The organism is Mucilaginibacter sp. MD40, from assembly GCF_002288635.1.
In the GTDB taxonomy this organism is placed as follows: domain Bacteria; phylum Bacteroidota; class Bacteroidia; order Sphingobacteriales; family Sphingobacteriaceae; genus Mucilaginibacter.
This window is the reverse complement of record NZ_NRSW01000001.1, coordinates 3,276,962-3,303,633: the sequence shown is the minus strand read 5'-3', so window position 1 is coordinate 3,303,633 and position 26,672 is coordinate 3,276,962. Positions and strand designations below refer to the sequence as shown.

At 42.2% G+C, this 26,672-nt stretch carries 25 protein-coding genes, 1 tRNA gene and 1 pseudogene; 9 read left to right on the top strand and 18 right to left on the bottom strand.

Translation table 11 applies throughout. The features are described from left to right. Positions 1-109 precede the first annotated feature (109 nt). From CKK33_RS14880 to CKK33_RS14860, 5 genes are all read left to right on the top strand, one after another. Complete coding sequence (locus CKK33_RS14880) at positions 110-1,012, top strand: AraC family transcriptional regulator (protein WP_095704867.1); 903 nt, start codon at positions 110-112, stop codon at positions 1,010-1,012. Between the two features lie 112 nt (positions 1,013-1,124). Further along, positions 1,125-3,428, top strand: coding sequence for a S9 family peptidase (locus CKK33_RS14875; protein WP_095704866.1), 2,304 nt, complete (start codon positions 1,125-1,127; stop codon positions 3,426-3,428). A gap of 205 nt (positions 3,429-3,633) precedes the next feature. Continuing rightward, on the top strand, positions 3,634-4,350 hold the full coding sequence (locus CKK33_RS14870; protein WP_095704865.1) for an SDR family NAD(P)-dependent oxidoreductase: 717 nt from the start codon (positions 3,634-3,636) through the stop codon (positions 4,348-4,350). Between the two features lies 1 nt (position 4,351). Then, positions 4,352-4,990 carry a flavin reductase family protein gene (locus CKK33_RS14865; protein WP_095704864.1) on the top strand — a complete coding sequence of 213 codons (639 nt, stop codon included), beginning with the start codon at positions 4,352-4,354 and terminating at the stop codon, positions 4,988-4,990. Positions 4,991-5,071: 81 nt separating this feature from the next. Beyond that, complete coding sequence (locus CKK33_RS14860; RefSeq protein WP_233138228.1) at positions 5,072-5,869, top strand: family 16 glycosylhydrolase; 798 nt, start codon at positions 5,072-5,074, stop codon at positions 5,867-5,869. Between the two features lie 65 nt (positions 5,870-5,934). Here CKK33_RS14860 and CKK33_RS14855 read toward each other — a convergent pair whose 3' ends face one another. The 9 genes and pseudogenes from CKK33_RS14855 to CKK33_RS19910 all read right to left on the bottom strand — a co-directional run. Next, on the bottom strand, positions 5,935-6,297 hold the full coding sequence (locus CKK33_RS14855; protein ID WP_095704862.1) for a hypothetical protein: 363 nt from the start codon (positions 6,295-6,297) through the stop codon (positions 5,935-5,937). Beyond that, positions 6,294-6,779, bottom strand: coding sequence for a DoxX family protein (locus CKK33_RS14850; RefSeq protein ID WP_095704861.1), 486 nt, complete (start codon positions 6,777-6,779; stop codon positions 6,294-6,296). The genes CKK33_RS14855 and CKK33_RS14850 overlap by 4 nt, the downstream gene beginning before the upstream one ends. A gap of 85 nt (positions 6,780-6,864) precedes the next feature. Further along, complete coding sequence (locus CKK33_RS14845; protein ID WP_158223448.1) at positions 6,865-7,869, bottom strand: AraC family transcriptional regulator; 1,005 nt, start codon at positions 7,867-7,869, stop codon at positions 6,865-6,867. 287 nt (positions 7,870-8,156) lie between these two features. Then, positions 8,157-8,465, bottom strand: coding sequence for a hypothetical protein (locus CKK33_RS14840; protein ID WP_095704859.1), 309 nt, complete (start codon positions 8,463-8,465; stop codon positions 8,157-8,159). Positions 8,466-8,538: 73 nt separating this feature from the next. Next, complete coding sequence (locus tag CKK33_RS14835; protein ID WP_095704858.1) at positions 8,539-9,501, bottom strand: L-threonylcarbamoyladenylate synthase; 963 nt, start codon at positions 9,499-9,501, stop codon at positions 8,539-8,541. 11 nt (positions 9,502-9,512) lie between these two features. Further along, positions 9,513-10,367 (bottom strand): DUF6671 family protein, encoded by an 855-nt coding sequence (locus CKK33_RS14830; protein WP_095704857.1) that lies wholly within the window; start codon positions 10,365-10,367, stop codon positions 9,513-9,515. 62 nt (positions 10,368-10,429) lie between these two features. Then, positions 10,430-12,655: a DUF2309 domain-containing protein gene (locus tag CKK33_RS14825; RefSeq protein ID WP_158223447.1), complete on the bottom strand. Its 2,226-nt coding sequence runs from the start codon at positions 12,653-12,655 to the stop codon at positions 10,430-10,432. A gap of 19 nt (positions 12,656-12,674) precedes the next feature. Beyond that, positions 12,675-13,853, bottom strand: a complete 1,179-nt coding sequence (locus CKK33_RS14820; RefSeq protein WP_233138227.1) for a proton-conducting transporter membrane subunit — start codon at positions 13,851-13,853, stop codon at positions 12,675-12,677. A 27-nt stretch (positions 13,854-13,880) separates the two neighbouring features. Continuing rightward, positions 13,881-14,018, bottom strand: a pseudogene (locus CKK33_RS19910) (hypothetical protein); the annotation flags it as partial. A gap of 89 nt (positions 14,019-14,107) precedes the next feature. On the opposite strand from CKK33_RS19910, the gene CKK33_RS14815 reads away from it, so the two are divergent. Together CKK33_RS14815 and CKK33_RS14810 are read left to right on the top strand one after the other, a co-directional pair. Then, positions 14,108-14,959 (top strand): LysR family transcriptional regulator, encoded by an 852-nt coding sequence (locus CKK33_RS14815; RefSeq protein ID WP_095704854.1) that lies wholly within the window; start codon positions 14,108-14,110, stop codon positions 14,957-14,959. 84 nt (positions 14,960-15,043) lie between these two features. Continuing rightward, positions 15,044-16,231, top strand: coding sequence for a hypothetical protein (locus tag CKK33_RS14810; RefSeq protein ID WP_095704853.1), 1,188 nt, complete (start codon positions 15,044-15,046; stop codon positions 16,229-16,231). Between the two features lie 29 nt (positions 16,232-16,260). Here CKK33_RS14810 and CKK33_RS14805 read toward each other — a convergent pair whose 3' ends face one another. Beyond that, entirely contained in the window at positions 16,261-16,692 is a 432-nt protein-coding gene (locus CKK33_RS14805; protein ID WP_095704852.1) for a hypothetical protein, read from the bottom strand. Further along, positions 16,689-17,246 carry an RNA polymerase sigma factor gene (locus CKK33_RS14800; protein ID WP_095704851.1) on the bottom strand — a complete coding sequence of 186 codons (558 nt, stop codon included), beginning with the start codon at positions 17,244-17,246 and terminating at the stop codon, positions 16,689-16,691. The genes CKK33_RS14805 and CKK33_RS14800 overlap by 4 nt, the downstream gene beginning before the upstream one ends. Before the next feature lie 100 nt (positions 17,247-17,346). On the opposite strand from CKK33_RS14800, the gene CKK33_RS14795 reads away from it, so the two are divergent. After that, positions 17,347-17,691: a DUF6249 domain-containing protein gene (locus tag CKK33_RS14795; RefSeq protein ID WP_095704850.1), complete on the top strand. Its 345-nt coding sequence runs from the start codon at positions 17,347-17,349 to the stop codon at positions 17,689-17,691. Positions 17,692-17,713: 22 nt separating this feature from the next. Continuing rightward, entirely contained in the window at positions 17,714-19,366 is a 1,653-nt protein-coding gene (locus CKK33_RS14790; protein ID WP_095704849.1) for a DUF4932 domain-containing protein, read from the top strand. A gap of 65 nt (positions 19,367-19,431) precedes the next feature. Here CKK33_RS14790 and CKK33_RS14785 read toward each other — a convergent pair. The 7 genes from CKK33_RS14785 to CKK33_RS14755 all read right to left on the bottom strand — a co-directional run bounded on the left by CKK33_RS14785 (position 19,432) and on the right by CKK33_RS14755 (position 26,543). Then, a tRNA-Ser gene (locus CKK33_RS14785) sits at positions 19,432-19,516 on the bottom strand. Positions 19,517-19,606: 90 nt separating this feature from the next. Next, positions 19,607-20,584, bottom strand: a complete 978-nt coding sequence (locus tag CKK33_RS14780; RefSeq protein ID WP_095704848.1) for a YihY/virulence factor BrkB family protein — start codon at positions 20,582-20,584, stop codon at positions 19,607-19,609. Positions 20,585-20,595: 11 nt separating this feature from the next. Beyond that, the gene (locus tag CKK33_RS14775; RefSeq protein ID WP_095704847.1) at positions 20,596-21,003 is read right to left on the bottom strand and encodes a thioesterase family protein; all 408 of its coding nucleotides are present in this window, start codon (positions 21,001-21,003) and stop codon (positions 20,596-20,598) included. After that, positions 21,003-22,022 carry an endolytic transglycosylase MltG gene (mltG, locus tag CKK33_RS14770; RefSeq protein WP_095704846.1) on the bottom strand — a complete coding sequence of 340 codons (1,020 nt, stop codon included), beginning with the start codon at positions 22,020-22,022 and terminating at the stop codon, positions 21,003-21,005. Before mltG ends, CKK33_RS14775 begins: the two co-directional genes overlap by 1 nt. 19 nt (positions 22,023-22,041) lie before the next feature. After that, entirely contained in the window at positions 22,042-22,347 is a 306-nt protein-coding gene (locus tag CKK33_RS14765) for a rhodanese-like domain-containing protein (protein WP_095704845.1), read from the bottom strand. Further along, the gene (locus CKK33_RS14760) at positions 22,334-23,125 is read right to left on the bottom strand and encodes a PASTA domain-containing protein (RefSeq protein ID WP_095704844.1); all 792 of its coding nucleotides are present in this window, start codon (positions 23,123-23,125) and stop codon (positions 22,334-22,336) included. The genes CKK33_RS14765 and CKK33_RS14760 overlap by 14 nt, the downstream gene beginning before the upstream one ends. A 154-nt stretch (positions 23,126-23,279) precedes the next feature. Next, positions 23,280-26,543: a S41 family peptidase gene (locus tag CKK33_RS14755; RefSeq protein ID WP_095704843.1), complete on the bottom strand. Its 3,264-nt coding sequence runs from the start codon at positions 26,541-26,543 to the stop codon at positions 23,280-23,282. Positions 26,544-26,672: the final 129 nt, after the last annotated feature.

The window sequence follows — 26,672 nt, the reverse complement described above, 5'->3', positions numbered from 1 at the left end:
AACGGTCATATTTTATCATGTTATAGTCCTATATTATCCTATTTATAATTTTAGTTGGGCTTTTAAGATAAAAAACGATAAATTCAGGGGAGTTTAATTCCAGAGCAAAATGAAGGTTTTACAGTTCACTATTTCCGTGCCACACGATAAAAGTGTTATGGTGTCAAAGGTTTCCCAGCCTTATCATTATCCTTATTTGCATCGCCATAACGAGATACAGCTTACCTGGATACAACAAGGCGAAGGAACTCTTATAGCCGGAAATAATATGCACGATTATTCTGCCGGCGATATGTTTCTTATTGGTGCTAACCTGCCGCACGTATTTAAAAGCAATCCTGAATATTTTGTAGTCAATAACAACAAAAAGGTCGAAGCGATATCTGTTTTTTTCAATATCGACGGTTCACTTGCTTCACTGTTCAATTTACCTGAATTAAAATCAAGCCTTACCTTTTTGCAGCAACATCAAAAGGGATTTCAGGTTCCGAATAGCGTGGTTGATCAAATAGGTGATATTGTGCTGGCACTCCAGGCCGCTTCCGGCGCCGATCAACTGATCCAGTTCTTTCAAATGCTTCAGGTGCTTACCGGTATTAAAACTAAGTTGGCACCATTATCTACTTACGGCAACTTGCCGGGTATTACCGAAAGCGAAGGTATAAGAATAGGTAATATATATAACTATATTATGCAGCACTACAGTGAACCTATCACGCTTGAAGATGTTGCCAAGGTAGCTTTTATGACACCTGAATCTTTTTGCCGGTATTTTAAAAAGCATACAGGCCATACTTTCGTATCGTTTCTTAATGATGTACGTATTAATGAGGCTTGCAAAAAACTTATATCGCATAAATTTGAAAGTATTAATACCGTGGCCTATAAATGTGGTTTTAAAAGTATAACCAACTTTAACCGGGTCTTTAAAACGGTCATTGGTAATTCGCCCCGTGGTTATCTTGATTCATACAATAACAATATGGTTAGCCTGAGCAGGGCCGCGGGTTAACTTATCCATTGTAAAACTGTATATAATGCGAATTAGTTAAATGCGTGCTATGATGTGTTAATATATGTGAAATTTAACGCGTGCGTGTTAAGTAAATTTACCTAACACAATTATGGCAAAGTACAATCAATTCGCGCTTATCCCTTTTTTGCTCCTGGCAGTTAATGTCGTTCATGCACAGGGAGTAAAAGCATCTCCATATTATCCCACCCATACCGAAATACTGCAAAATTATAAGAATGCTGACGCGTTAGATTCCGCATTAAAAAAGGTTACTTATGTTACCGGTATACGCCCAAACTGGCAGGCAGGGAATAACTTTTTTTGGTATAGCAAGAGAAGCGGGGATAACCAGGTAGACTATATAGCGGTAGATCCTGAAAAAACCAGTCGCAAAGTAGTATTTAATCGTGCCGAACTGAACGGTAAAGTGAATAGCGTTACCGGTAAAAACACAAAGGATAACGATTTTAAAATTGACCAGCTATTCTTTACGGATGATAAGAAACAAGCGATTTTTAAAACAGACCGCGAGTGGTATAATTACAACCTTGAAACACATGTTTGTTTAAAAACAACTGACACGGTTTACAAAAAAGTTGATAATGATAAGCCATTACAAAAACGCCATTATCGTTGGGAAGGTGCGAACAATGACCCGGTATCGCCTGATAAACAATGGGAGGCTACAGTTAAGGGCGGAAACATTGTTGTAAAATCCTTAAAAAACAAAACTGAGGTTACGCTAACTACCGATGGCAGTTTGGACAAGCCTTATGGCGAGCTCACCTGGTCGCCGGATAGCAAGCATTTGATAGGGTACCGTATTGACCCTAAAAAGGAAAAGAACGTTTATTATCTTCTGAGTTCCGTTGAAGGAACAACACGGGCCGTGCTTAAATCACATGAGTATGCACAGCCTGGCGATGAGTTTACCAGTTACGAGCAATACATATTTAACATTGCTGATAAAAGCAGTATAAAAACCGATGCTGAAAAAATAGATTTTTTTGGGGCACCTCGCTTGCAATGGAGACATAACAACAGCCGGTATTTCACCTACGAAAAGGCCGACCGTGGTCACCAGCGCTTTAGGGTGATAGAGGTTGATGTAACCAATGGTAAGACACGTAATGTTATAGATGAAAAAACAAATACCTTCATTTACGAGCAACGCATATACACTTTTTACATGCCTCAAACCCACGAAATAGTTTGGGTAACGGAAAAAGACGGATGGCGCCATATATATACGGTTGATGCGATAACTGGCAAAGAAAAATTGGTAACTAAAGGCAACTGGGTAGTACGTGATGTGGATAGTGTGGATGTTAAAAAGCGAGAAATATGGTTTAGGGGAAGTGGTAAAAATGCCGGAGAAGACCCCTACAATATCCATTACTATCGTATTGGTATGGATGGTAAGAATATGGTTGATCTCACACCCGAGAAAGGAAACCACAGCGTAAGTTTCTCGCCGGACAGGAAGTATTTTATTGATACTTATTCTGAGGTGAATATTGCTCCGAAAATCGTGCTTAAAAACACTATAAACGGTAAAAAGTTAATGGATATAGAGCAGGCTGACCTGACCGGGTTGCTGGCCACAGGGATTAAACTACCTGAAGTATTTGTAGCAAAAGCAAGGGATGGGAAAACCGATATATGGGGTGTAGTTTACCGCCCGGCAAACATGGATCCTAACAAAAGCTACCCGGTAATTGAAAATATCTATGCCGGGCCACAGGACTCATTTGTGCCAAAAAGCTTTTCGGCGGTAAACGAGATGGAAGGCATAGCTCAATTGGGTTTCATAGTAGTGCAAATTGATGGCATGGGAACAGCCAACCGGTCAAAAGCTTTTCATGATGTTTGCTGGCACAATCTTGCCGATGCTGGCTTCCCCGACCGGATATTATGGATGAAGGCGCTTGCTGCCAAATATCCGCAGGTAGATATCAGCAGGGTAGGTGTGTACGGCACTTCAGCAGGTGGCCAAAATTCATCAGGCGCACTGCTATTTCACCCCGAATTTTATAAAGCAGCGGTTTCAGCATGCGGTTGCCATGATAACCGTATTGATAAACAGTGGTGGAACGAGCAATGGATGGGCTACCCCGTAGGACCGCACTATGGCGAGCAATCAAACATTACTAATGCCGGCAAGCTGCAGGGCGATCTGCTGCTGATAGTTGGCGAGGCAGATACAAATGTGCCGCCCGAATCTACCTATCGCTTTGCGGACGCGTTGATAAAAAGCAATAAGATGTTTGATTTTTTGGTGGTGCCCGGCATGGGGCATAGCGATGGCGGTCCTTATGGACGTAAAAAGAAACGCGATTTCTTTGTAAAGCATTTGCTTAAGGCCGAGCCACCCGCCAGGAATACCGACGAGTTGGCCAATGTTGCCAATTAAAATTTACTCTTAAGAATTTTTTGTACGCCTGTTAATAAGTTAGTTTAGTTGATTAAAGCACCACTGCCATGCAGGGTGCTTTTTTATTACTTTTACAATTTATAAGTGCAGATCTTCGCTCAATAAAATATCGCGCCTCAAACAAAATACAGGGAAAGATATTATTGAATTGCTTAGTTTTTTAACATAATTGTACTTGATCAATATGAGCTTTGAGAACAAAAATTATCTGATTGCAGGTGCGGCATCTGCTATAGGTACGCATCTGCTAACATCACTTGCCGCGGAAGGAGCCAATATTTATGCCATATCCCGCAAAGCTGGTGATAACTGGCCATCGGGTGTAAAATATTTAGAAGCCGATCTGACAAAAAATATTGATGAGCTCGCTTCCTTTTTACCTCAGCAATTACACGGGTTGATCTATTGCGCCGGAAGTATTAACCTTAAACCATTTAGCAGGCTCTCTGATGATGATTTTATTAACGACTACCAGATCAACACCCTCGGTGCAATTAGGATTACACGGCAGGCTTTGCCTTTACTCAAAGCGTCAGGTAACGCATCTGTAGTATATATCAGCTCTGTGGCGGCCAAAACCGGTATGCCCTACCATACCAGTGTAAGCGCTGCTAAAGGCGCGTTAGAAGGCTTTGCATTGGCTTTAGCTGCAGAAACGGCCGGCCAGCACATTCGTGTAAATGTTGTAGCGCCCTCGCTTACTAATACCCCTTTGGCAGCTAATCTGCTCAGTACCGATGAAAAGAAGGAGGCCTCGGCAAAAAGGCATCCTTTGGGCCGTTATGGGCAGCCACAGGATATTAGTAGTGCTATAGAATTTCTGCTGTCTGATAACGCCGGATGGATAACGGGGCAAGTTATAGCTGTTGATGGTGGCATGGGTAACATTAAAACTTTTTAGGATGAAAGTCATCAGCAGTGAGCAAATAGCGGAAATGGAAAAATCATACCGCACAGCTATGATGAATAGCATAAGCGGTTACAAACCCATCAACTTATTAGGAACCATAAGTGACGATGGAAAGCCGAACTTGTGTGTGGTGAGTTCTGTTTTTCATATGGGCTCGAATCCCCCGCTTTTAGGCATGGTCATACGCCCGGCAAGGCCACATAATGATAGTCTCAAAAATATCAGGTCGGTTAAGCAGTATACACTTAATAACGTTCAGGAGAATTTCTACGTTAATGCGCATCAAACCAGCGCGAGCTACCCTTCGGGTGTGTCGGAATTTAAGGAGTGTGGTTTTAATGAATATTATCTTGAGGATTTTAAAGCGCCTTTTGTTGGCGAATCATCTGTTAAGATAGGGCTGATTCCTGAACAAATATTAGATATAGATCTAAACGGCACTACCATTGTTATCGGTAAAATACAACACCTCATTCTTGATGATGCCGCGGTATTACCGGATGGTACTATAGACCATGTTGGTGTTGGTACAGCAGCAGGTACCGGGCTCGATAGTTATTTTTTACCCGGCTTGCTTGAAAGGCTTCCTTACGCTAAGCCAGGTGTACCTGTAAAAACAGGAAAAGTATAACAATTCAATTAAAGGCATTCTTAAATGAAAATCATTAAAAAGCTTCTGACCACCATTTTTTTCATTAACTGCATTAATATTATGATTACAAAGGCTCAGGATAAAGGTTCTAACGGATCATATGAGTTGGTTTGGAGCGATGAGTTTGATAAGGATGGCGCACCTGATACCGCTAACTGGCAGTTTGAGAAAGGCTTTGTACGCAACCACGAATTACAGTGGTATCAGCCTGAAAATGCTTACTGTAAAGACGGTAAACTCATCATTGAGGCCAGAAAGGAACATGTATTAAATCCGGGTTATCAGGCTGAAAGTACCGACTGGCGTACCAACAGGAAATACATTGATTATACATCGGCGAGTTTAAACACCGCGCATGCAAAAAAATGGCTTTATGGCCGTATGGAAATGCGGGCGCGTATTGATACCGCTGCCGGCCTATGGCCAGCCTTTTGGACGCTTGGGGAAAAAGGCCAATGGCCATCAAACGGCGAAATTGATATTATGGAATACTACCGTGGTAAATTACTGGCCAATATTGCATGTGGTACCAGTACGGCGTATAAAGCAAAATGGTACAGTAACACTACGCCAATTAAAAATCTGAAAGGGAAAAACTGGAGCAAGACGTTCCATACCTGGCGGATGGACTGGGACTCTACCGCCATTAGTTTATTTGTTGATGATAGTTTGCTTAACCGGGTTGAATTAAAGGACCTGGTTAACCAGGACGGTACCGGGATAAATCCATTCAAACAGCCACATTATATTCTTGTGAACTTAGCTTTAGGGGGTGATAACGGAGGAGACCCCAGCCATACCACGTTTCCGCGTAAATACGAGATTGATTACATCAGGGTATATCAGAAAAAAGACTAATCAAGAGATAAAGCATAAACAATAATAAAGGGTGCCATAACAGGCACCCTTTATTATTGAGCATATTATGGTTGATTAAAAGTTGCCTCGTAGTTTACTTCATTCCTGTCTTTAAAATTGATTCTTCGATTAGGTTGCCCGTTTAATTCCGTTTGGCCGTTAACCGTGAATTTGCATTCTACAAAATTATAGCCTGTAACCGTAGTAAAAGTGGCTATATATAGCGAGTCTTTAATCAAAGGTTTCATCTCTAAGTCCTTATCCCAGCTTAATGGTTTTCCATCGCCCCTTATCCCTGCACTTTTGATGTCTTTTATGCCGGTAACGTGTAGTTTCAAGTGAATAATCACCTTTTTTGTTTTTTGAACACAGCTAAATTGCAACACCGCGAAAGCAGTGAACATGCAGATTGTTATTATCTTTTTCATTTGCTTGATCGTGTAATTAAATAATCGATACCGAAACGCCCGCTGCCTAATACGCTGCTATACATTGCCACCCAGGCAAAGCCCAGTGCCGGCAACATGCTCCACATTCCGTTATGCCACTGTTGCAAAAACACAGCTACAAGCATGGTCAACAATATTAATATACTAAAAAGCCTTGTTTGAAATCCGAATACAATAAAAAGCCCGCCAACAGCTTCGCTAAAAGCGCCCATCCAGGCAAAGAATACCGGGAACATTTTAAAAATACCGCCATATTCGGCTACATCACCCGGGAACCAAAAGGATACTTCAAACAAATGAAGGTTGCTATCCGCAGGGCTCCATGGCAGGCCAAATTTGGAGGAGCCAAAATCGGATGTGAGTAAGTACCCGCACACTATGCGCGGTATTGCTGTAAGGAGGTCCTGGTACCAGTGCGGTAACACATGTGGCCGGGTAAAAGACTTGAAATAATTTGTCATGATTTGAGTTTTTGGTGCAATTTCCGCACTTGTTGCTGTTGCATCGCCTCAAATCATGTTATGAGTCAACTAAATTAGCTCATTTTCAAAAATACTCGCTTGGGTTAGTCCCGGTAAACTTTTTAAACGCCCTGTTAAAGGTGGCTTTTGAATAAAAGCCTGCTTCTAACGCAATGGCATGCAAACTGTAGTTTTGATAGTAAGGATCTTTCATAAGGCGAATAGCCTCATTAACCCTTGCCGAATTAATAAAGTCATTGAATGATTGTCCGTAACTGCTATTGATCACTTTACTGAGTAATGATGCATTTGTTTCGAGCTGCTGGGCCAGGTCCGAGAGGGTAAGATCTTCGGAAAGAAAGATACGATCAGCCATGGCTTGTTCGAGTTTTTGTTTCCAGGGTATCATCCAGGAATGATCTGCGGAGGGGAGGGGTATTTCTGTTGTCATGGCCTCCTGGTAAGCTTCTAAGTTCTCCGGCTGAAAATTAAGTTTAGATTCCGGGACGAAATTATTTCCGTAAGCACTAATTGCCATATAATAACAGATAATGGCGAATGCTAAAAAATAATACCAGGCTTGTCCGTAATGGAGTTCTACGATGAGTGATAGTATATGTTCAAATAAAAAGAGCGCACTTAAGGTGGTGAACGCGTAAAGGAAGTTTCTGAGCCAATGAAAGCTTACTATATCTGCAAAAGAAAACTCCGCCCTACTGTATAATTTATACTTCCGATAATGCTTTATTGTAAGAATAAGATAAACAAGAACGCTGCCCAGCCATATCCAACTAAACCACGGGTCAAAATCGGGATCTGTTCTGCCATTCATCATGTAATAGCGCTTGAGTAATAGTTTATCTACAACGAATACAGCGATTGTCCATAACAAGTAAACTGATCCTGGTATAAAATGTAATAAGTCGGTTTTAGTGAGCCGATAATTTACGTTGGTAAGTGTTTTTACGTAGAAATACAGGAGCGGGCCAAAAAACAAAGGCTGTAAAAAGGGTACGTAGAATAAGATATCCCGGTAGGGTTGGGTATCGTACCAGCCGCCAAAGCCCAGCATCCAGGGAGCAATAAACAATGCAGCCAGTAAAAAGAAAATCCCGATTAACCGTTCGGATAACCTGCCTCGTTGTACGCTCCGCTTTAAAAAAAGTACTGCGTAAACAACCAAATGAATAAAAAAGGCAAGAAGTAACGAACTGCGAAGCCCGAACACAAAATACATGAACGAATATACCAATTGGCAGGCAATTAAATACCCCCGCTTAATGCTATTTAAAACGATAAAGCGGGGGTGAGTTTGTACTTTGGTATCTATCCAAAAAGGACTTTGAAGTATCTATATCAATTTATCATAGTTAAAGATTAGGCGGTTTGCTGCAATAACTTGTTCTGTTCGCGCACGTATTCTATTTTAATATTAGCATGTATCTCAAAATCTTCGTCCTGGTCCTTATCTTTTAAGAAATGCGATATTCTTTCGATCTCTTGTTCCAATTGCTGTATACGTTTTTCAGATTTTGCATCAGGTATACCCCACATTTCCTGATGACTAAAGCTTTTTAACCTGTGGAAACGAAGCTTGTTCTGGAAGAGCGTTAGTAACAGTTCGTTTGCTTCCGATACAGAAAAAGTACCGTCAATGAGTGTAAATTCGTTTGCTTGCTTTTTCATTTTTCTATCTGCTTAATATTTGTTTTTAATTAGTATTTCAGTGTGAGTAGTATGTTTTTATAGCGTTTTCTGGCTAAGTCTTTGCTCGGTTTAGGCGGTCATTTATTGACAAGCCAATACCTGTTTCCGGAAATTTGCGTGCGATGATGACATCATAATTACGGCTATCCATCAGATGCATGGCCGCATATAAATTAGCTCCGGCTATTTTAAAATCATCATGCTGGCATAACAATACCTGATCTTCAGTCGCCAATGCATTCGAGTAAGTATTGTAAGTGATAAGCCCTGTTCTTTGATGCCGATAGTTGTAGATATCCTGTTCGGGATCATCACTTAAAATAAGCTTTGTTTTAGGGCTGTAATGTTTCAGATGCATGCCCGGTGCAACTATCTTTTCTGTTGTTGCAAGCCTTACTTTGCCTATTTGAGCCTCAATTTCTTCAATAGTGATAGCGCCTTTCCGGTACAGGGTAGGCACGCCTTCCGGGAATCCAATAATGGTTGATTCAAGCCCTAAGGTGCAAGGCCCACCATCAAGGATGTAAGGTATTTTTCCATGCAGCATCTTGTATACATGTTCCGCGCTTGTGGGGCTTATATAGGTATAAGGGTTTGCGCTTGGCGCGGCTATGGGCAGCGTCGCTTCCTTTAACAAAGCCAGGGTAAGTTTATGGTTGGGTATCCTTATGGCCACATCCGGTAATCCGGCGGTTACCAGATCGGGTACGTTATTTCTTTTAGGCAACAGGAAAGTTAAAGGCCCTGGGGTAAATGCATCAAGTAATAATTTAGCTTCGGCGGGTATTTCCTTTACAAATTCATTTAAAGCATCCGCATGATGTACATGTACGATGAGCGGGTTACTGGCCGGCCGTTGTTTAACATGGAATATTTGTTTAACGGCCGTTTCTGAAAACGCGTTACCGGCCAGTCCGTAAACTGTTTCGGTAGGTATAGCTACCAGTTCATTGGCGCGCAGTAATTCTGCCGCTTTATAAATATCGTTTCCTATTGCTGTTTCTATTTGAGCCATTGTTTAATTAATTATGGGTTACACCATTGACAGTATTGAGGGTCTTCAAACGTTTTTTTATAGGGATAATACAAATCCTCATGATAGCCGCATTTTTTGCATATGTAAACATGTTTTAAAGTACTTTCAGTAGGTAGCTTACATAAACTGCACGGCAGGCCCGGCTCACTTTTACCTACATCAAACCCGGGAGTTTTACAACGAGGGCATTTGGAGTTCATGAGGTTGGCCAGTTTTTCGGCGGCTTGCGCAATTACCGACATCCTGGTCGGGTTGTTCATTGCCCGCATATCCGTTTCTATTAAAAGCTTTCCGTATATTGCCAGTAGCATTTCCGCGGTTGACTGTAACTCGTCCCAGCTTTGGATGTCCTTAATGATAGTTGAATGACCCTCATCCACGGTTTTTAAAATTACTTTGTGATCAGGAAAGCCGGAAGTTTCGCAAAAGCTCTTCAATTCATCCCGGGTCTTTACTTCTTTGCCCGCGAAATTTGTCTTCGTAGAAACTTCTCTTACCGCTATCTCCAGGTTATTTTCATAGTCGGTTAACAACAATATTTCATCGTCTGCAGGTATAAAATATAGTGACGGATGAGGACCAAAAGACCCCTCGCTGGCAATAACCAGGTTAGCGTTGAAAGCCTCTGAAGCGGCTTTTGATTTTCGCCTGGCTGTTTCAAGGGGAGTACCGGTTCTTTCTATCTCACCGCTAAAGGTGCCGAAAACATCAGTATTGAAATTTTCAGGCACTATGATGTTTGCCTCGAACTTTTCCCTGAATACAGGCCCAATCGCATCTTCTTTACGATGATGGGTAGCAATCAGGAAATCGCGCCGAAAAAAAATACTGTCAGAGAATCCCATACTGTTGTTAATAAGTGCTGTGGACTAACGCAACCACGTTCTTAAGTTTAAAGGTTCAAAGCCTAATTGATATGCGTCCAACCCAAGTCGCGAACAAGCCGGTACTTTTTATGGTCGGTAGGGTCAAGGCATATCATATGTAGCCACCCGTTTCCAAAAAGTTTCTGTAATATGGCTTGCTGCGCAATTATCCCTGAAATGGTCTCTTTGGGCGCGTATACTACTACAGTCAACCTCAGGGTGGTATGGTATGGCGTGGTATCAGTAGCAAACACCGACTGCAGTGGCAAGCCATGCATCAGGTCGCTGGCATTTCCCTGCATAACGCCGATTTTCCCGGTTATGTTGTTGGTTATCTTGCTCCCGGCGCCAAAGGCTACATTGTCAAGGGTAGAGAACAAATACTGGGCGTTTATCCATTGCCCTACAACCATTGGCGCGGTGAGTATGGAAGTTAGCAGGCTCCCGTTATTGTCTGTTTGCCACTCGTAAGAATGCAGGAATGAGCGGCCTTCCAGGTTAATGTTTTCGGTAAGCCATCTCGGGCCAATAATAAAGCTGGCGTTTCCGGCAAGTCCCCATTCCGGGCGCACCTCGGCCCAGTCTGTAGACCGTCTGGCTACAGATTTACGTAAATTGCTCCCATTGGCGGTTTCTGCAGGTATTTGCCCGCCCCTGTATTGAACAGCGCTGATCTGCGCAGCCTTAAGCGCCTCTCTCAATTTTTTGAGATGGCCTGAAAGCGTAGGCGACAGGTCTTTTTCGTTTATGTATATTTCTACATCGTCGGTGGTGGTATTATGCTCTGCTGCAGCAAAAAACGTTTCGTCAGGAATGTTTATCCCTTGTTCTGAAAGCCCGAACCTTACGGCCTTACTGTTTAATATTTCGGCAAGTGCCCTGGCATTAGGGCCGCCATGCCTGCCACCACATGCGCCACAGTCAAGGGCGGTAGAAAATGTATTGTTTACCGTTGCGCTACCGTGGCCGCAGAAAACTACCATCGGCGAAAAGTTCTCTGTAAGCCCTATCATTTTTAAGGCGTTGGCGCTTATCCCTATTTGCTGTGATAAAGGGATGTTACGTACATCTGTCTTTGTGTGAAAATCAGGTGCTATGGTTTTCTTCAGTCCGGCCTGCATAGCATCGGCCGCCCTTGGGGCAAGAGTGCGGGCAAACATCCATAACCCCGTTGTTGAACCAACGGTTTCTACCAGGTTAAATGGAGTAGTAAATGTGTATTTAAGTGATTGATAAAGTTTTTTTAGTAAAGTTAGCCGATTGTGTTTGTGCACATTTGATTGATTTGCCTCATCAGGCGTTTGTGCTACATTATAGGCAGGTTTAAGCAACACCGGGCATGATGCATAGCTCTCGTGGGTAACCGGGTTAGAAATGGAAACCGGCAAGCCAAAAAAGCCCGCGAAACCGTAAGTGGCGTAATTGCCCTGTGCTTCTATAGCCCGCCTGAAAGGCTCTGACCTTACATCAATACAAAAAACCATTTGCGCTTTGGGCTTTTTCTGTTCTTGCGGCGGTGCGTAATCACCGAACTGTTTTAGTAGCTTGTATTGGTATGATAGCTCCGCACTGAAAATATCGTTATAGGTATTCTCTTGATTGGCGCTGTTCAAAGCATTTTTATGCCAGTTTATTAGTTTTTTGGCATCAGGCCAAATGAGGCAGGTGAGGGCTAACCTGAAAGCGAGGTATTCGCTTTGTTCTGCTGAAGATGAACCTGCAGCCCAATTAGCCTTGTACTGTATGTGAGCCGCCCAGCCGGGTAAAGTCGTCAGCATAAGGGAGAGAAACAAATCCCAATCATGCTGCTCAATTTTTAGGTAGGAGAGTGCGCTGGCAATGAAAGCTTCGGGTTCATTGGGTTGCTGTTTAATCCAGTTTATTTTATGCTCATCATTTTGATGGATCTGGCTATCGAAGCGTATTAAGGATAGCGTACTTTTAAATAAACCGGCATTTTTAAATGGCATTTTTATGGTGGCCTGGCCCTCATCAAAAAATGCTTGCAGCCATTTGATGCTTTGCCTGTTTACCTCTTGCATACCAGCCGGCATTTCTGTTTGCTGGAAATAAGCCTTGGCTTGTACAAGTGCTTCTTTAAATGGCAGGTCTTCAAAGCCAGCAATAGGGTTTACAGCGATAAGGTTTTTAAGCGGCCAGAAAGGTGCTATTTTTGACCAGCTCTTTTCAACCGCGCTTTCAACTGTAGCGCAGTCGTCAATCAACGGAAGTTCAAGGGTTTCGTCCCCAAAATCTTGTTTTTGCATTGTTTGTAGGTTTAATGTTTTAGAACTGGTATTCGTTACGGTTGGCGGTAATTGTTTTACGGTGTGGTTGGCTGGCATTTAGCATTTTAACATACCCTTTGAGCAACCATTCAGGAAGCGCGCGCTTGTTCGGATCAGGCATAAACAACATGTATAGCCAGGAAACGAATAATAATCCTCCACCTGTAAAGTGTACAAAATTTAAAGGTTGAGGAATTGATAAATGAAGCGGTGCGAGTACCCATTCGATGATGTACACGTTTAGGCCGTAAAATGCGCCCATCAATATACCGGCGCCTGCACCCGCCAAAAATTTTATTCCGGACTGACCTCTTACGATCGGAAGGGCGAATTGAGTACCTGCTATCAGCGAAAGAAAGGTAAGGAATAACGATGTGTCTGCTACTAATAAGTGCTTTTCGCTGGTTATTGAAAACGTAGCGGCAGCTAACACACCGCAAAACAAAGCCTTGGCAAAATCTTTAAAGGATGGCGGGTAGTCAAGATCGAGCCGTTTCTCTTTGGCGGCCGAGCCCGATGACAGGAATAAATAGGCTTTAAATAAGCCGTGCCAGCACAGGTGGGCAACAGCGGCCGGGAATAAACCTAAACCACATTGGGCAATCATGAAGCCCATTTGCCCCATTGTGGAACAGGCGAGCATCCGTTTTACATCGCTTTGCATTAATTTCCATAGTGTTCCCAATAATGCGGTAACTATTCCCATAATAAATATCAGGTTGAGTATTTGCGGCTGTCCTAACAGCATCGGAGCAAAACGTGCGAGTAAAAACCCGCCACCATTAACTAAACCGGCATGCATGATAGCTGATACCGGCGTTGGCGAGTTTAACGAACTGGTAAGCCATTTATGGAATGGCCATAATGCCGATTGCGACATAGCTGCCATTAGGAGCAGAAGACCAACAACTGCTTGCCATTCGCTGTTTAAAGGTTTGGTAAGGATAGTTTGTATGGAGGTTTCGCCGGTAAGGTTGTACAATATCATTAAAGCGGTACCAAGAAATAGGGCACCTAAAGCGAAGTTTTTTTGTGCAAGAACGGCAGATGCTTTGGCTGCTTTCCATTCTGCCTTGTGCAGCATTAGTCTGGTTAGGAAAACATTACTAATTACCCATGCTGACCATAGCAAAAATATGTTGTCTGCACTTACCATTACTATCACAGTTGTTACCATGATTGTAAGGTTTACAAAGAATGTCTTTCTATTGCTGTCGCCCCTTAGGTAGCGTAACGAGAATGAGCCGATGCATATGGCAACAAACAACACAAGGCTTATCATTATTGCGCTAAGCCTGTCTAAATTGAAAAGTTGAATAAAGAAGTGTAATGCTATAATCATTTTAACGTTTTTTGTTGCCGCAAACTTATTGTATGTTTGTATATAAGAAAAACGAATAATTTTAATATATATAATAAGATTTTCTAATAATGTATTTGGACGCGTTAAATCTCGAATGCTTTATAGCCGTTGCCGAAACAGGTAGTTTCACCCGTGCCGCCCATAAGATACATCGAACACAATCAGCAGTAAGTCAGCAGATTACCAAGCTTGAGCAACAGATAGGGAAGCCGCTTTTTCTGAGAAACAGGCAGCTATCACTCACTCCTGACGGTGAAATTTTAATTACCTATGCCAGGAAGATTGTGCAATTGAACCGTGATGTGGAAGATAGATTTAAGCATCCTGAACTGCAGGGTGAAGTGCGATTTGGTTTGCCGGAAGATTTTGCCAGCGTTTTTCTTTCCGATGTACTTACAGAATTTGCCTCGCTGCACCCGCGTATTATGCTTAATGTGGAATGTGACCTTACGCTTAACCTTTTTGCGCGTTTTAAGAAAAAGGATTTTGATTTGGTTTTGGTGAAAATGAACAGGCCGGAGGATTTTCCTAACGGGCTGGATGTATGGTCTGAAACGTTAGAATGGATAGGAAATAAGCATATCACTGAATTTGATCAGGATCAGCCCATACCGCTGGTATTATCTCCTCAGCCCTGTGTTTACAGGGCGAGAGCTATTTACGCGCTTGAGCACATGAAACGCAAATGGCGTATTGTTTTTTCCAGCCACAGCTATGCGGGTACCATAGCAGCGGTAAAGGCAGGTATGGGATTTACGGTGTTACCGCGTAATATGGTTCCGCCAGATCTTCAGGTGATCAGGACAAATGGAATTTTCCCTAACCTGGATGATACGCATATCTCCCTACTCAAACACCACGATCAAAACATCGCGGTAAATTCATTTGAAAAATTCGTTTTAGAGAAACTTAAACCCTGAGGTTATAGTAAGCAGTTTGATTATTTCCCATTGGTGGGTGTTATAATGCTTTACAAATTCTTACTTTCAAGAAAAAAAATATCCATGAAGATATTAACTTTTCTAAGCCTTATATTTTTAAGTTTAATGGCTGCCGGGCAGGCAAAACTTAAAGTAATTAAGGCAACTTCAAACAAGGTGGCTATTAAAGACGGCAATGAACTGGATAAAAATGCCTGGACACTTTCGCCAGGTATCAGGCCGGATGTTTTCACTGCAGAAAGAACACGAAAAACTAAGTATGTGGTCTTTTACACAGATATTGATTCGATAAGGGTAAAGGTTAAGCCAGGGTCGACATATGATTTTGTTGTTCTTTTAAATGGCAAGGATTCCTGCTACACCCGAATTGAAAGTGCCATACCGCCTGAAGACAATGCGCGACAGGATATCGCCATATCCGATACCATTTCATTTAAACTTACTTCACATGAAGCTATTAGTTTTAAAGCCGTGGTTAACGGAACAGATACCGTGATCTTACATTTTGATACCGGTTCATGGGATTTCAGGCTAACTAAAGATGCAATTGTCAAAAAAACGCACCTGTTGTCTGATCAGGCCGACTATTTGGCTGGTAAAGCCAAACCAAATTTTAAAAAGCTCGGTAAGGTCTTCAAGTTGCAGATTGGTAAGCTTATTTTTAATGATCCGGGATTTTCAGCTACAGATTTTACCGCTCATGAAATGGATGGTCGTTTTGGCTGGAACCTCTTCGAGGGCAAACAGGTAGAGCTTGATTTTGATCGGAGCTTAATGATCGTCCATTCAGGAAAATTGATGAAAGCGCCAAAAGGCTACATTAAGTCAGCTTTAGCATTTAAGAACTCCTTTATGATCGTTAAAGGAGCTATGAAAAAAAGCGGTCAAATCTACAATGGCGACTTTTTGATGGATAGCGGAGCAGAGAGTGCTATTATTTTAGATAGCACATGGGCGGCACAGACTGATTTTTCAAAAGGTTTGAAGTTAATAAAAACCATCTCTTTAACTAATCCGAGGGGTGTCAAATTTGAAACGAAGGTGGTACTTGCACCGTGCTTTTTAATAAATGGCTTTGAACTTAACAATGTCCCTACCTTGATCCTTGGCACACGTAATCCGGCAGGTTTTATCGTCAATAACTTAGGCGGCGACCTGCTTAAGCGGTTTAATATGATTATGGACTTTAAGCATGACTGTATTTACTGGAAACCCAATACTTTATTTAAAATACCTTATCTCAAAAGTTAGCAATACGCTTTAAGTAAATTGAGTTAACCTTAATAGGATGTTACTTTTTTCAATGTATGTTTTTTGAATAAATGATCACTTATTTGAATTATTACTACAGTAGACACCAGAAATAAAACTATTTGCTCATTATTTTTCAACAGTGATAGCATCATATCTAAAAGACTGCTGTTAACCATTGTAATTGCCAGGCAGGACAAGAAGATAGCTACAGTAACCATTGCAGCAATAACCAGGTTGTAATATATCTTATCCTTATTATCCTGTCGCTTTTGTATTTCAAGAAGCAAAGTATCTGCTAATTTTATATCATCTACCCAAAACGGATCGTGCGAAAGCTCCTTAAATAAGGTGCGATATAATTGTTCTTCTTTACTATCGTTGAGCGGCTCTGCAGTATTTGATCCGTTTATTTGAGCTTCTATTAATGCTTGAATCGCTTCCTCGTCCTTTTTTTTCATCGCTGTTGCTTGAAATAATTTTCCAGTTTATCTTTTAGTAACTTTCTCGCCCGAAACAAATAACTTTTAACCGTTCCTTCAGGCATTCCTGTTATTTCTTCAATTTCCAGGTACGATAGTTCATTTAAGTGATATAATGTTAATACTACCCGGTATTGTACCGGTAGCTTGTTGATTTGCATCTGAATATATGCTGATGTGTTTTTTTGGGTAAGAATTGTTTCCGGATCTTCATTGGTTTGAAACATGTTTTCAAATCCGGCTATATCCAAAGTCATTGTCGCTTTACCGGAAACCTTTTTTAGATGGTTGATCGATGTGCTGTATGCGATGCGGCCTATCCATGTAGATAATTTGGAATTGAATTTGAAACTATCAAGATGCTTGTAAACTTTAATAAACACATCCTGACAAATATCCTGTACATCCTCCTCGTTTTGTACCATGCGGGAAACCATAGAGTTAACCAGCTTAGTATGTTGTTTAACCAGTAGCTGAAAAGCATGCAGGTTGCCATTAAGTATGCGGGTTACGAGTTCCTCTTCAGTCAGCATTTGCCCGTTAGACAGTTCTTCCTGCCTAAATGTTGCAGTGAGAATAATTGCAACATTTCAAATAGCCTCCTTGTCTAATGGGGTATAATAAAAATACAAAATGGAACAAAATCTTGCAGTCGCCCTCATGTTTGTCACAATAGTTGTAGCGTTCACTATACTGATCATCGCTCTAATGAATTATCGAATTAAAAACAGGCTGATACGCTCAGGGCTTGCAGATGAAAATGCCATAAAATCACTTAACAAGCTTCAATTCGATATTAATATTGACGCACTTAAATGGGGGCTCATATTACTCTTTGCAGGCATCGGATTGGTGCTGCTTCACTACATCCCTTACCAACCGGAATCTACGCTTCCTTATGGAATAGAAATCATATGCATAGCTGCAGGCTTGCTAACTTACATGTTTGTTTCACGGAAGTTGAATCGTACTTCTTAAAATCCAATTAAACCTTATTCCTATGAAATTTTTTGCGAAAACGCTTAGCGCAATGGCCTTGCTGTGCCTTGTATTCAGCAACCAGGTTCAGGCTCAGAAATTTAAAAGCTATCAGATAAAAGTAAATGGGATCGAGTATCAAATTGATCCACGGATAGAATTATTGAATGCTGTAGCCATGCTTTTTGGGCATAACGGCATGACGCCGTCCAACATACCTTACAAACAACAAACGTTGGAATACTTTCGGGCTTACCGGCAGCACCCCGTTGTTGACTCCCTATTGGCAAGTTATCGCTATGGCTGGGGCGTAGATGACCCAATATTTTTTATGCTCGCATTGGACGAGCATTTCCATATCCGCAGCGGGCTGGATGCCGGAATCGTCAGCCGCGGAGGCGGCAGGTACCGTTTGGAGAAGCTCGCTAAACTGTTTGCCGATTTTTGTATAAAAGCGAACTTCTATGCATACTTTAATACTAAGCAAGCGGCATTTTATAACCAGGTTATAACGCAAACTGCCTATAACTTCAGAGACTTTAAAGTGGTGCCTTTAATGGAAAATTATTTTGGGGAGCAGCATAGTTATGTGGTTGACCTTAATTTGATGGGCGGATACGGTAATTTCGGTAAGGCTTACCCATTGCCAAACGGGCACTCTAAGTTGTATGCAGTAGTGGCTACCAGCACTTCTTCGGCGGAAGTACCCGTATTTTCACCTACAATAGAACTGTTTACCTTAATTATTCATGAATTCAGCCATGGCTTTATTAACCCATCAATTGACCCCTATGCAAGCCGTCTGGATAAAAATGTAAGCCTTTATGAGCCAATTAAAACTGCCATGCAGGCATCAGGTTATTATTCCTGGCGATCTACTGTATATGAAACCATTGTACCGGCCGTGGTGATCCGTATGGCGGAACAATATTATGGTAAAGCGTTTACCGAAAAGAACTTTTACAAGTTTGAAATGGGTAAAAGGTTCATTTATCTGGATACTTTACTTGCAAGGCTTGAGTGGTATGAATCACACCGGCGCCAATATCCTCATTTTAAAACCTTTGTTCCTGATCTATTAACCGTTTTCGACCACATCACTCCTTCGTATATTTTAAGCTTGCAGCAAAAGGTTGCGAACATTCGCAAACCGGATATTTTGAAAATACCTAAACCCTATGAGTTTGCGCATGACAGCACAACCTATTTTATTGTTAGTACTCATGAGCCGGATAAACAAATACAGGCGAAAATGCTTGACTGGGTTAAACAGTACCGTGATATGATTTCGAGGGAAAGCCCAATTATAACAGATGAGGACGCGCTAAAAATGGACCTGACCAATAGTGATATTGTCCTTTTTGGAACTCGCTCCGGTAACTCTATGATTGGAAGATACTTAAACAAGCTGCCTATCACTATTTTAAAAGATAGTGTTCTGACCAATAAAATAATTAAGGGTGGGCACTTACAAGTTGTTACTTCATGGGTTAGTCCGTTTAATGCGCATAAGGCAATGGTGATCTATACCGGCCAAAGAGCAGAAGACATCAAAAACTTTAATTACTCAGCCCTCAAAGACCAGTTTGGGTACTGGATAGCCGAAAATACCATTACGCTTTATAAAGGAGATTACGTTAATTTCTCGCAGGTTTGGATCTGCGACCCACGGTAAATATGGATAAATGAAAAAGGCTCAAATCGGATGATTGAGCCTTTTTAATATTCTAATTCTTTCAGCGGAGAGAGAGGGATTCGAACCCCCGGACCTTTAACAGTCAACGGTTTTCAAGACCGCCGCAATCGACCACTCTGCCATCTCTCCGGGGACAAAAGTACAAATCCGGGGCGAATTGGCAAATTTGATGTTAACTTTTTTTAAAATAATTGTAAGCTACTGAAAGCCAAATTATTATTATTGATTTTGGCTGTTTTTTTGGGCTTTAAAGGTGTTGTAACGGGGTTTCGCTATACGAATTGTGCGCTTAGAAAGGTCGACAGACGCGTTTAACTCAAACCCGATAAGCAAAACGAGTGAATTGAGATATAGCCATATCATTACTACTATCAGCGTACCAATTGCTCCATAAACAGTGTTGTATGATGAGAAGTTGTTCGTATAGTAGGTAAATGCTATAGATGTAAGTATAGCCAGAGAGGTAGCCAGTATAGACCCCGGGTTTACAAATTTCCATCGGTTTTTGTTGGCCGGCCCGTACCTATACAGGATGCTAATACTGACGAAGAATATCACCAATATGATAAGCCATCTCAGCAGCGCGATCAACAGCCCCCAGAAATAGCCCTTGCTATCCAATTTCAATTGCACATAATGTATAGCCGCTTGCCCGGCTATCATAATAATGATAGCGATAAGCAGGGCAATACTTATTACTATGGTAAGTACAATGGCCACCAACCGTCTTTTTATCCAGCTACGTGTTTCTAATACCAACGATGATTTATTGAAAGCCTGCATGAGGTTACTTACGCCGTTTGTGGCAAAGTACAATGCGGTGATCACGCCGATAGATAATAACTGCCCGTGCTGTATCTTAATAATATCCTTTATGGTAGCTTCAAACGCGTTATAAGCGTTATTGGGCAGTATTAATTCTATAAGGTTAAGCAGGTAGTCCTGAAAATTTTTTATCGGGATATAGGCGATCAGCGTAAACAAAAAGATGATGGAGGGAAAAAGCGCCAGCATAAAATTATATGCCAGAGCAGCAGCACGGTTAGTGAGTGATGACTTCTGTATTTCTGAAGCAAAGAAAACCAAAACCGTATGTAATGGCAACGGCCTGAAACCTGGTATATATACGGTTTTAGTCCAGTCTGTAAAGTATTGGTAAAATTTAAAATGCAGTAAAAAGCGATGCAACCATTTCATCAAGCTTAAAATTACTCAAAAAATGGTTTTAATTTCTCAAGAAAATCGGTAGGGGGCAGGCATGGGCGGTTGGTTTTCATATTGATGAACGCCAGCAGAGTTTCGCCAATATGTATCAACTCATCCCTATCGTTAAAAAGCTCATAGCGGAAATGGATCTTTACGCCAGGCATTTTATCCATGATGACGTTGATGGTGATCTCCTCATCGTAACGTGCCGGCTTCAGATATTTGCACTTCATTTCAAGTACAGGCATCATTACACCTTGCGCTTCCATGCCGCTGTATGTTAAACCGAGGCTACGCAGCATTTCCACACGGCCTACCTCAAAAAATTCGGCGTAGTTACCATAGTACATATAGCCCATCTGGTCTGTTTCACCATAACGGACACGTAGTTTAGTAGCGTTCTGGAACATTAGCGTTTGATATTCCTTTCGTTAAGTGCCTGCTGAAATGCTTTCGCATTAATTTTATGTTCGGCCTCGTTGGTAGCAAAAGCATGATAGCCGCTGAAATCAGCCTTTGCGCACATATACAGGTAATCGGTACTTTTATGATCTAACACCGCGTTAATGGCTGCAACTGATGGCATCATGATAGGGCCTGGAGGCAAACCTTTGTACATATAAGTATTGTAAGGCGAGTTCGTAAGCAAGTCGCGGTTAAGTACCCGCTTAATGGTAAAATCCTTTGTAGCGAAAATTACGGTTGGGTCTGATTGTAGTTTCATCCCTTTATTAAGGCGGTTAAGGTACAAGCCTGCAATGGTAGGCATTTCATCGTCATGCAGAGCTTCGGCATCAACAATAGAGGCCAGTATAGAAACTTGCTGCGGACTTAGGTTTAACGCAGCTGCCTTCTGTTTACGTTCGGGCGTCCAGAACTTTTCATAGTTAGCATACAAGCGTTTAAAAAGCTTTTCGGGCGTAGTGTTCCAATAGATCTGATAAGTGTTGGGTATAAATACTGTGTAAATATTATCGATGGTAAGGCCATATTGTTCAGCAAACTTTGCCGAATCAAGCAGGCGCAGCATAGATGCTGAATCAGGTTCAAGGTTTTTGCCTACTAATCCTGCAAATTGTTCTTTTAGCCTGATGTTATGGAACGAAAAATTAACCGGCTCCTGGTTGCCCGATTTTAGCATGTTAATAAAGTTACGGTTACTCATACCTGGTTTAAGGCGGTATTTACCGGGCTTAACATTCAGATATTTCATGCTATGTGCAGCCTGCAGAAAAGATGTGGTATCGTTTACAATGCCCTCGCTGCTAATAGTTTTGTACACATCATCAAAGTTTGAACCGGTTTTTATATACAAGTATTGCTGCTTATCCGTAACGTTAGGACCAAAAAAGCGCAGGTAATAAAATACGCCGGTACCTAATAGCGAAAGCACAATGATTACTGCCAGTGCTATCCAAAATTTTTTCATATGATATAGTAGGAGTTTTTTAAATCTGTTTTAATTTTTGCAGTGCCAATAGGCCGCCTTTCAGGTTCAAAACGTTTTTGAAGCCATTTTCTGTTAAGATTTCCTGTGCGGTTTTACTGCGTATACCTGCACTGCAAATAACGATGATCTGGTCGGTTTTGTTGTAACTTAACTTATTGATATTGGCTGCCAAACGGTTAACCGGTATATTAACACCCCCTATGTTAAAGGTATTAAATTCAATAGCCTCACGCACATCCAGTAAGTTTATAGGTGTGCCATTGTTGAGTAATTCGTTTAGCTGGCCGGCATTAATTTGGCACATCAGTAGGCTGGCCTTGTTTTACGGTTAAATTAATACGGGTGCCAATACTGGTTTTGCTCAGTGAATCAGTTTTCATGGGCGATTGTGAAACTACAACCACATTAGCCGAATCGGTTATGGCTCCTTCATATGTAATGGTACCTACGGTTAGTTTAGCACCGCGAATAGCGAATTTAGCCGCGTCAAGGTCAAGATTAACCAGTTCTGGTATATCTACCTCGCTTGCACCCTCACCGTTACCCAATACCAGATCCACTCGTGATCCTTTAGGTATTTTAGTCCCAGGCTTTATTACCTGTCCGCCAAAGCGTACTTCCAGTACCCGGTCACGGGCAATGTCTGATACATACGAAGTATCGCCTACCTTTAAGCCACTGTTAGATAATACCGCCACAGCTTCGCGGTAGATGCTTTGCTCGGTAATAATATCAGGCAGCGATACATTTGGCGCCTGCTGAGTAACCATAGTGAGGTATATGGTGCGGTTTTCCTTTACATTGGTGCCAGCGTCAGGGTCCTGTTCAACAATGGTACCCGGTGCCTGGTCGGGCACAAAAACCGAATCTATTTTATAATTAAAGCCTTGCTCTTTAAGTGTTTCCATGGCTTTGTTCACGTCAAGCCCTTTTAATTTCGGCACAGGTATGCCTTCGCCATGGCGGGTATAATAACTAAGGCTAAAAAAAGCGATCAACACAATACCAATAGTAGTAGCTATTACTAAAAGTATGGTGTTCCTGAATTGCCTGGTTTTTAAATATTCCCAAAAATTACTCATGCTTATGGTTAAGAAATTTCTGGGTCAAACATAACAATTTGATTTGGCAATTGCACCTGCAGGCGGTACCGATGGGGCGTTTTTGCTTAGGTGATGATATTATTATCTGCGGAACAAGTAGTTTAATTACCCGACTTGTTCCGCAGCTTGTGGCTTACTGGTATTTAAATGATTTATCCGGGTGCTGTGGCGATACAGGGTTTACAATAGGATGTTCCTTTATTTGTTGCTGAAGATATTTTATCGCGGCATCTAACTGCGCGTCTTTTCCTTTAAAGCTTTCGTAAGGAAGGTTATCTACCTCAATATCCGGCTCAACACCGCGGCCTTCAATAAGCCATTTACCCTCCGGGCCAAAAACGCCTGTTTCTGCAGCGGTGGCTATACCATCATCAACCAGTTTGTTATCTGACGATAACCATATCTCGCCGCCCCATGTACGCATGCCTATTACCTTGCCTAAGCCAAGCCTCCTGAAACCCTCAGATACGGCTTCGCCATCTGAGGCGGTTTGCTGGTCGCAAAGTAACACCATATGTCCCCTGAAAGCGTATTGCATATTCCAGGTAGGCCCTCCGGTGCGGCCCTGCCAGTACATCCAGGCTTTACGTAATAATTTTTCCAGTACCCAACTGTCAATATTGCCGCCAAAGTTCTGGCGTACATCAATAACTAAACCTTTGCGGTTAAATACGGGATAAAACTGTTTAACAAAATCATCCATATCCTCGCCGCCCATGGCTTTCAGGTGTACGTACCCAATTTCGTTATTGCTTTCGCTATCAACTTTTAAACGCCTGGAATACTCCCATTCGCCATAACGCAGGTCATAAAAATCGCGAGATGAGATGGGTTTTACCACCTGCTCATAGCGTTTTTTAGCCCTATCTGTAAGCGTGAGCTTAACGGGTATATTTACTTTATTGGATAATAGTTCGCCAACATCGTTTACATCTTTTAATGGTACGTTATTAATTTCAGTGATCACGTCGCCCTCTTTTATTCTCAACTCGGGCCGGGAAAGGGGAGAGTTGTTCTCAAAATCGGGGTCGGCTTTGTAAATATGATCGATGCGGAAACCGTTTTCTAATTTAGTAAGCGAAGCGCCCAGCATACCCGTTTGTACTTTGCTGGCAGGTGTACGCTTATCGCCACCATATACAAAAGTGTGCAGTGCCGATAGTTCTCCAACCATCTGGCTCAACAGGTCGTCCAGCTCATAGCGGTCGGTAACCCGTGGCAGTAAAGGCTCGTATTGCTTTTTCACGGCTACCCAATCAACCTTGTGCAGGTCGCGGTCGTAAAAATAATCACGCATCATGCGCCAGGCATCGTTAAACATTTCCTGCCAGTCTTGCTGCGGGTTAATAGCGAAACTCCAGTTATTTAATTCAACCTTATTTTTCTCAGCATCGGCTTTGCTGCCATCAGCATCGGCAACAGCAAGCGATTTATCGGTATACCGTATCAGGATTTTTTTGCCGTTTGTAGACGGTGTAAAATCGCGTACGCCCTTAGCTACTTCTGTAGGGTCATGCTTTTTACTTTCAGTGATCTTAAGCGCGTATATTTTGTTGCCGCCCTCATCGCCATCATCACCGGTATCCACCCAGTAAAGGTACCCGTTAAGTATACTAAGCGAATTTATATTGGCACTTTTAACCGGTACCTGGTACAGTTGCCGCTGTGCTGCATCCCAATTGTACATTTGCGCGGGCTGCAAAGCTGGTTTCTTCTTTTCTACTTTTTTGGTTTTAGCCACGCCCTGTTTATCTATGGTAGTAAATACCGAGTCGCTAAGCCAGGAGTCGGTTTGTAAAAAAGGAAATTTAGCGGCGCTGTCCAGCGCCATGGCGTAAATATTGGTAGTTTTAGTGTAGTAAGGTTCCGGCTGCCTTGGTCCCCAAGGCGAGCGTGTAACCGAATGCAGGTTTCTGTCGCTTAAAAAGTAAAGCCATTTACCATCGGCAGACCAGGCCGGGTTATAACTGTTGGTCCTGCTAGTGGTAACCGGCGTCATTTTCATGCTGCGGGTATCTATCACGTTGATCTGGGCATTTAGGTTTTCCAGGTTTTGCGATATGTTGAGAAAGGTACTATTGGGCGACCATGATATTTCGTTGATGCCCCCGTAAGACTTATCATAAGTAAATTTAATGTCGCCGGTAGCTGTTTCCGCTATTCTTAATACATCATTTTTGTCAAGATATGCGATATATTTTCCGTTAGGTGACACCGCGAATGATGAAATGATGACTTTACTTCCTTTGGTTATCGGCCGGGCTTCACCACTGCCATCAGCGTTCACTTTCCACACTTCATATTCACCGCCCTCGTCTGATAGCGCTGCTATGGTTTTATCATTAATAAAATGTACATCTTTTACTCTGATGCCGCTTTTGCGGGTAATCTCCACCCAGCGGTCGCTTTTTGCGGGTGATACAAACAACCTGCCGCGGCTTACAATGGCAACATACGTGCCTTTGGGCGAAACATTTGAGAAACTGATGGAGTTAATGGGTTTTTGTATCCATTTAAGCTTGCGCTGGTCAAAGTCTGATACCAGATTAATATTGAGCAACTTTTCATCATCAGCAGCAATATCATACAGGTAAATATCTGCGCCTTTTTGGTAAACTATACGCCCCGCATCAAGCGATGGCATTTGCAGGTCCCATCCTTTCGAGTGAGTTTTTTGTTTGAGGTCCTTGCCGTTCTTATCTATCGACCACAGGTTCATAGTGCCGTCGCGGTCTGACAGGAAATAAACCCGGCCATTGTAATACATCGGGCTGGTGCTGGTACCGTCAAAATCGCCGGTAAGGCTGGTAGCTTCCTGCCTGCCGTTAAATTTCCATAATTGTTCTATTAATCCGCCTTTGTATCGCTTGGTCTTACTGCCTTGGTTAGGAAAGCGGGTAAAGTAAAGTACGCCTTCGTCGTCAAAGCTGCCTAATGATGCCTGCCATAGAGGCAAGGTTTCCTTTTTTAAGTTTGCGGGATCCAGCTTAATGAGCTGTGGCTGTGGTAACACAGTGTTGCCTTTGCTCCGGTATAATATTTTGCCGTCTTTAGTCCAACCGGATATGAGTTGCCCATTGGTTAACTCGTAAGTAAGGCGGCGGGGAACTCCGCCGTTAATGTCCATTATGTATATTTCTGTGCTACCCTCGTATTGTCCGAGAAAAGCTACCATTTTGCCATCAGGCGATATGGCGGGGTTTAATTCAACGCCGTCATCAGAGGTTAAACGGCTGCATTGTTTGCTGCTGATGTCATACTTCCACAGATCGCCTTCGGCGGTAAAAACTACTGTGTTTCCGTGAAGGGCAGGGGTACGATAGTAGCCTTTTTGCTGCCCAAAGCTTGCGGAGCTAACTAAAAGTGCCCCGGCTAATAGTAAAGTTCTAATTGCCATGTGTTTAGGATTGCACCATAAATGTATTAATTGGTTTTGGCTTTTGCAAAGCCTTTTGTTAGTGAGGTAAACTCATGTTGAGCAATTACCGATTTGATAACCATGCTTTAGCATTTGCGCCAATAAGCT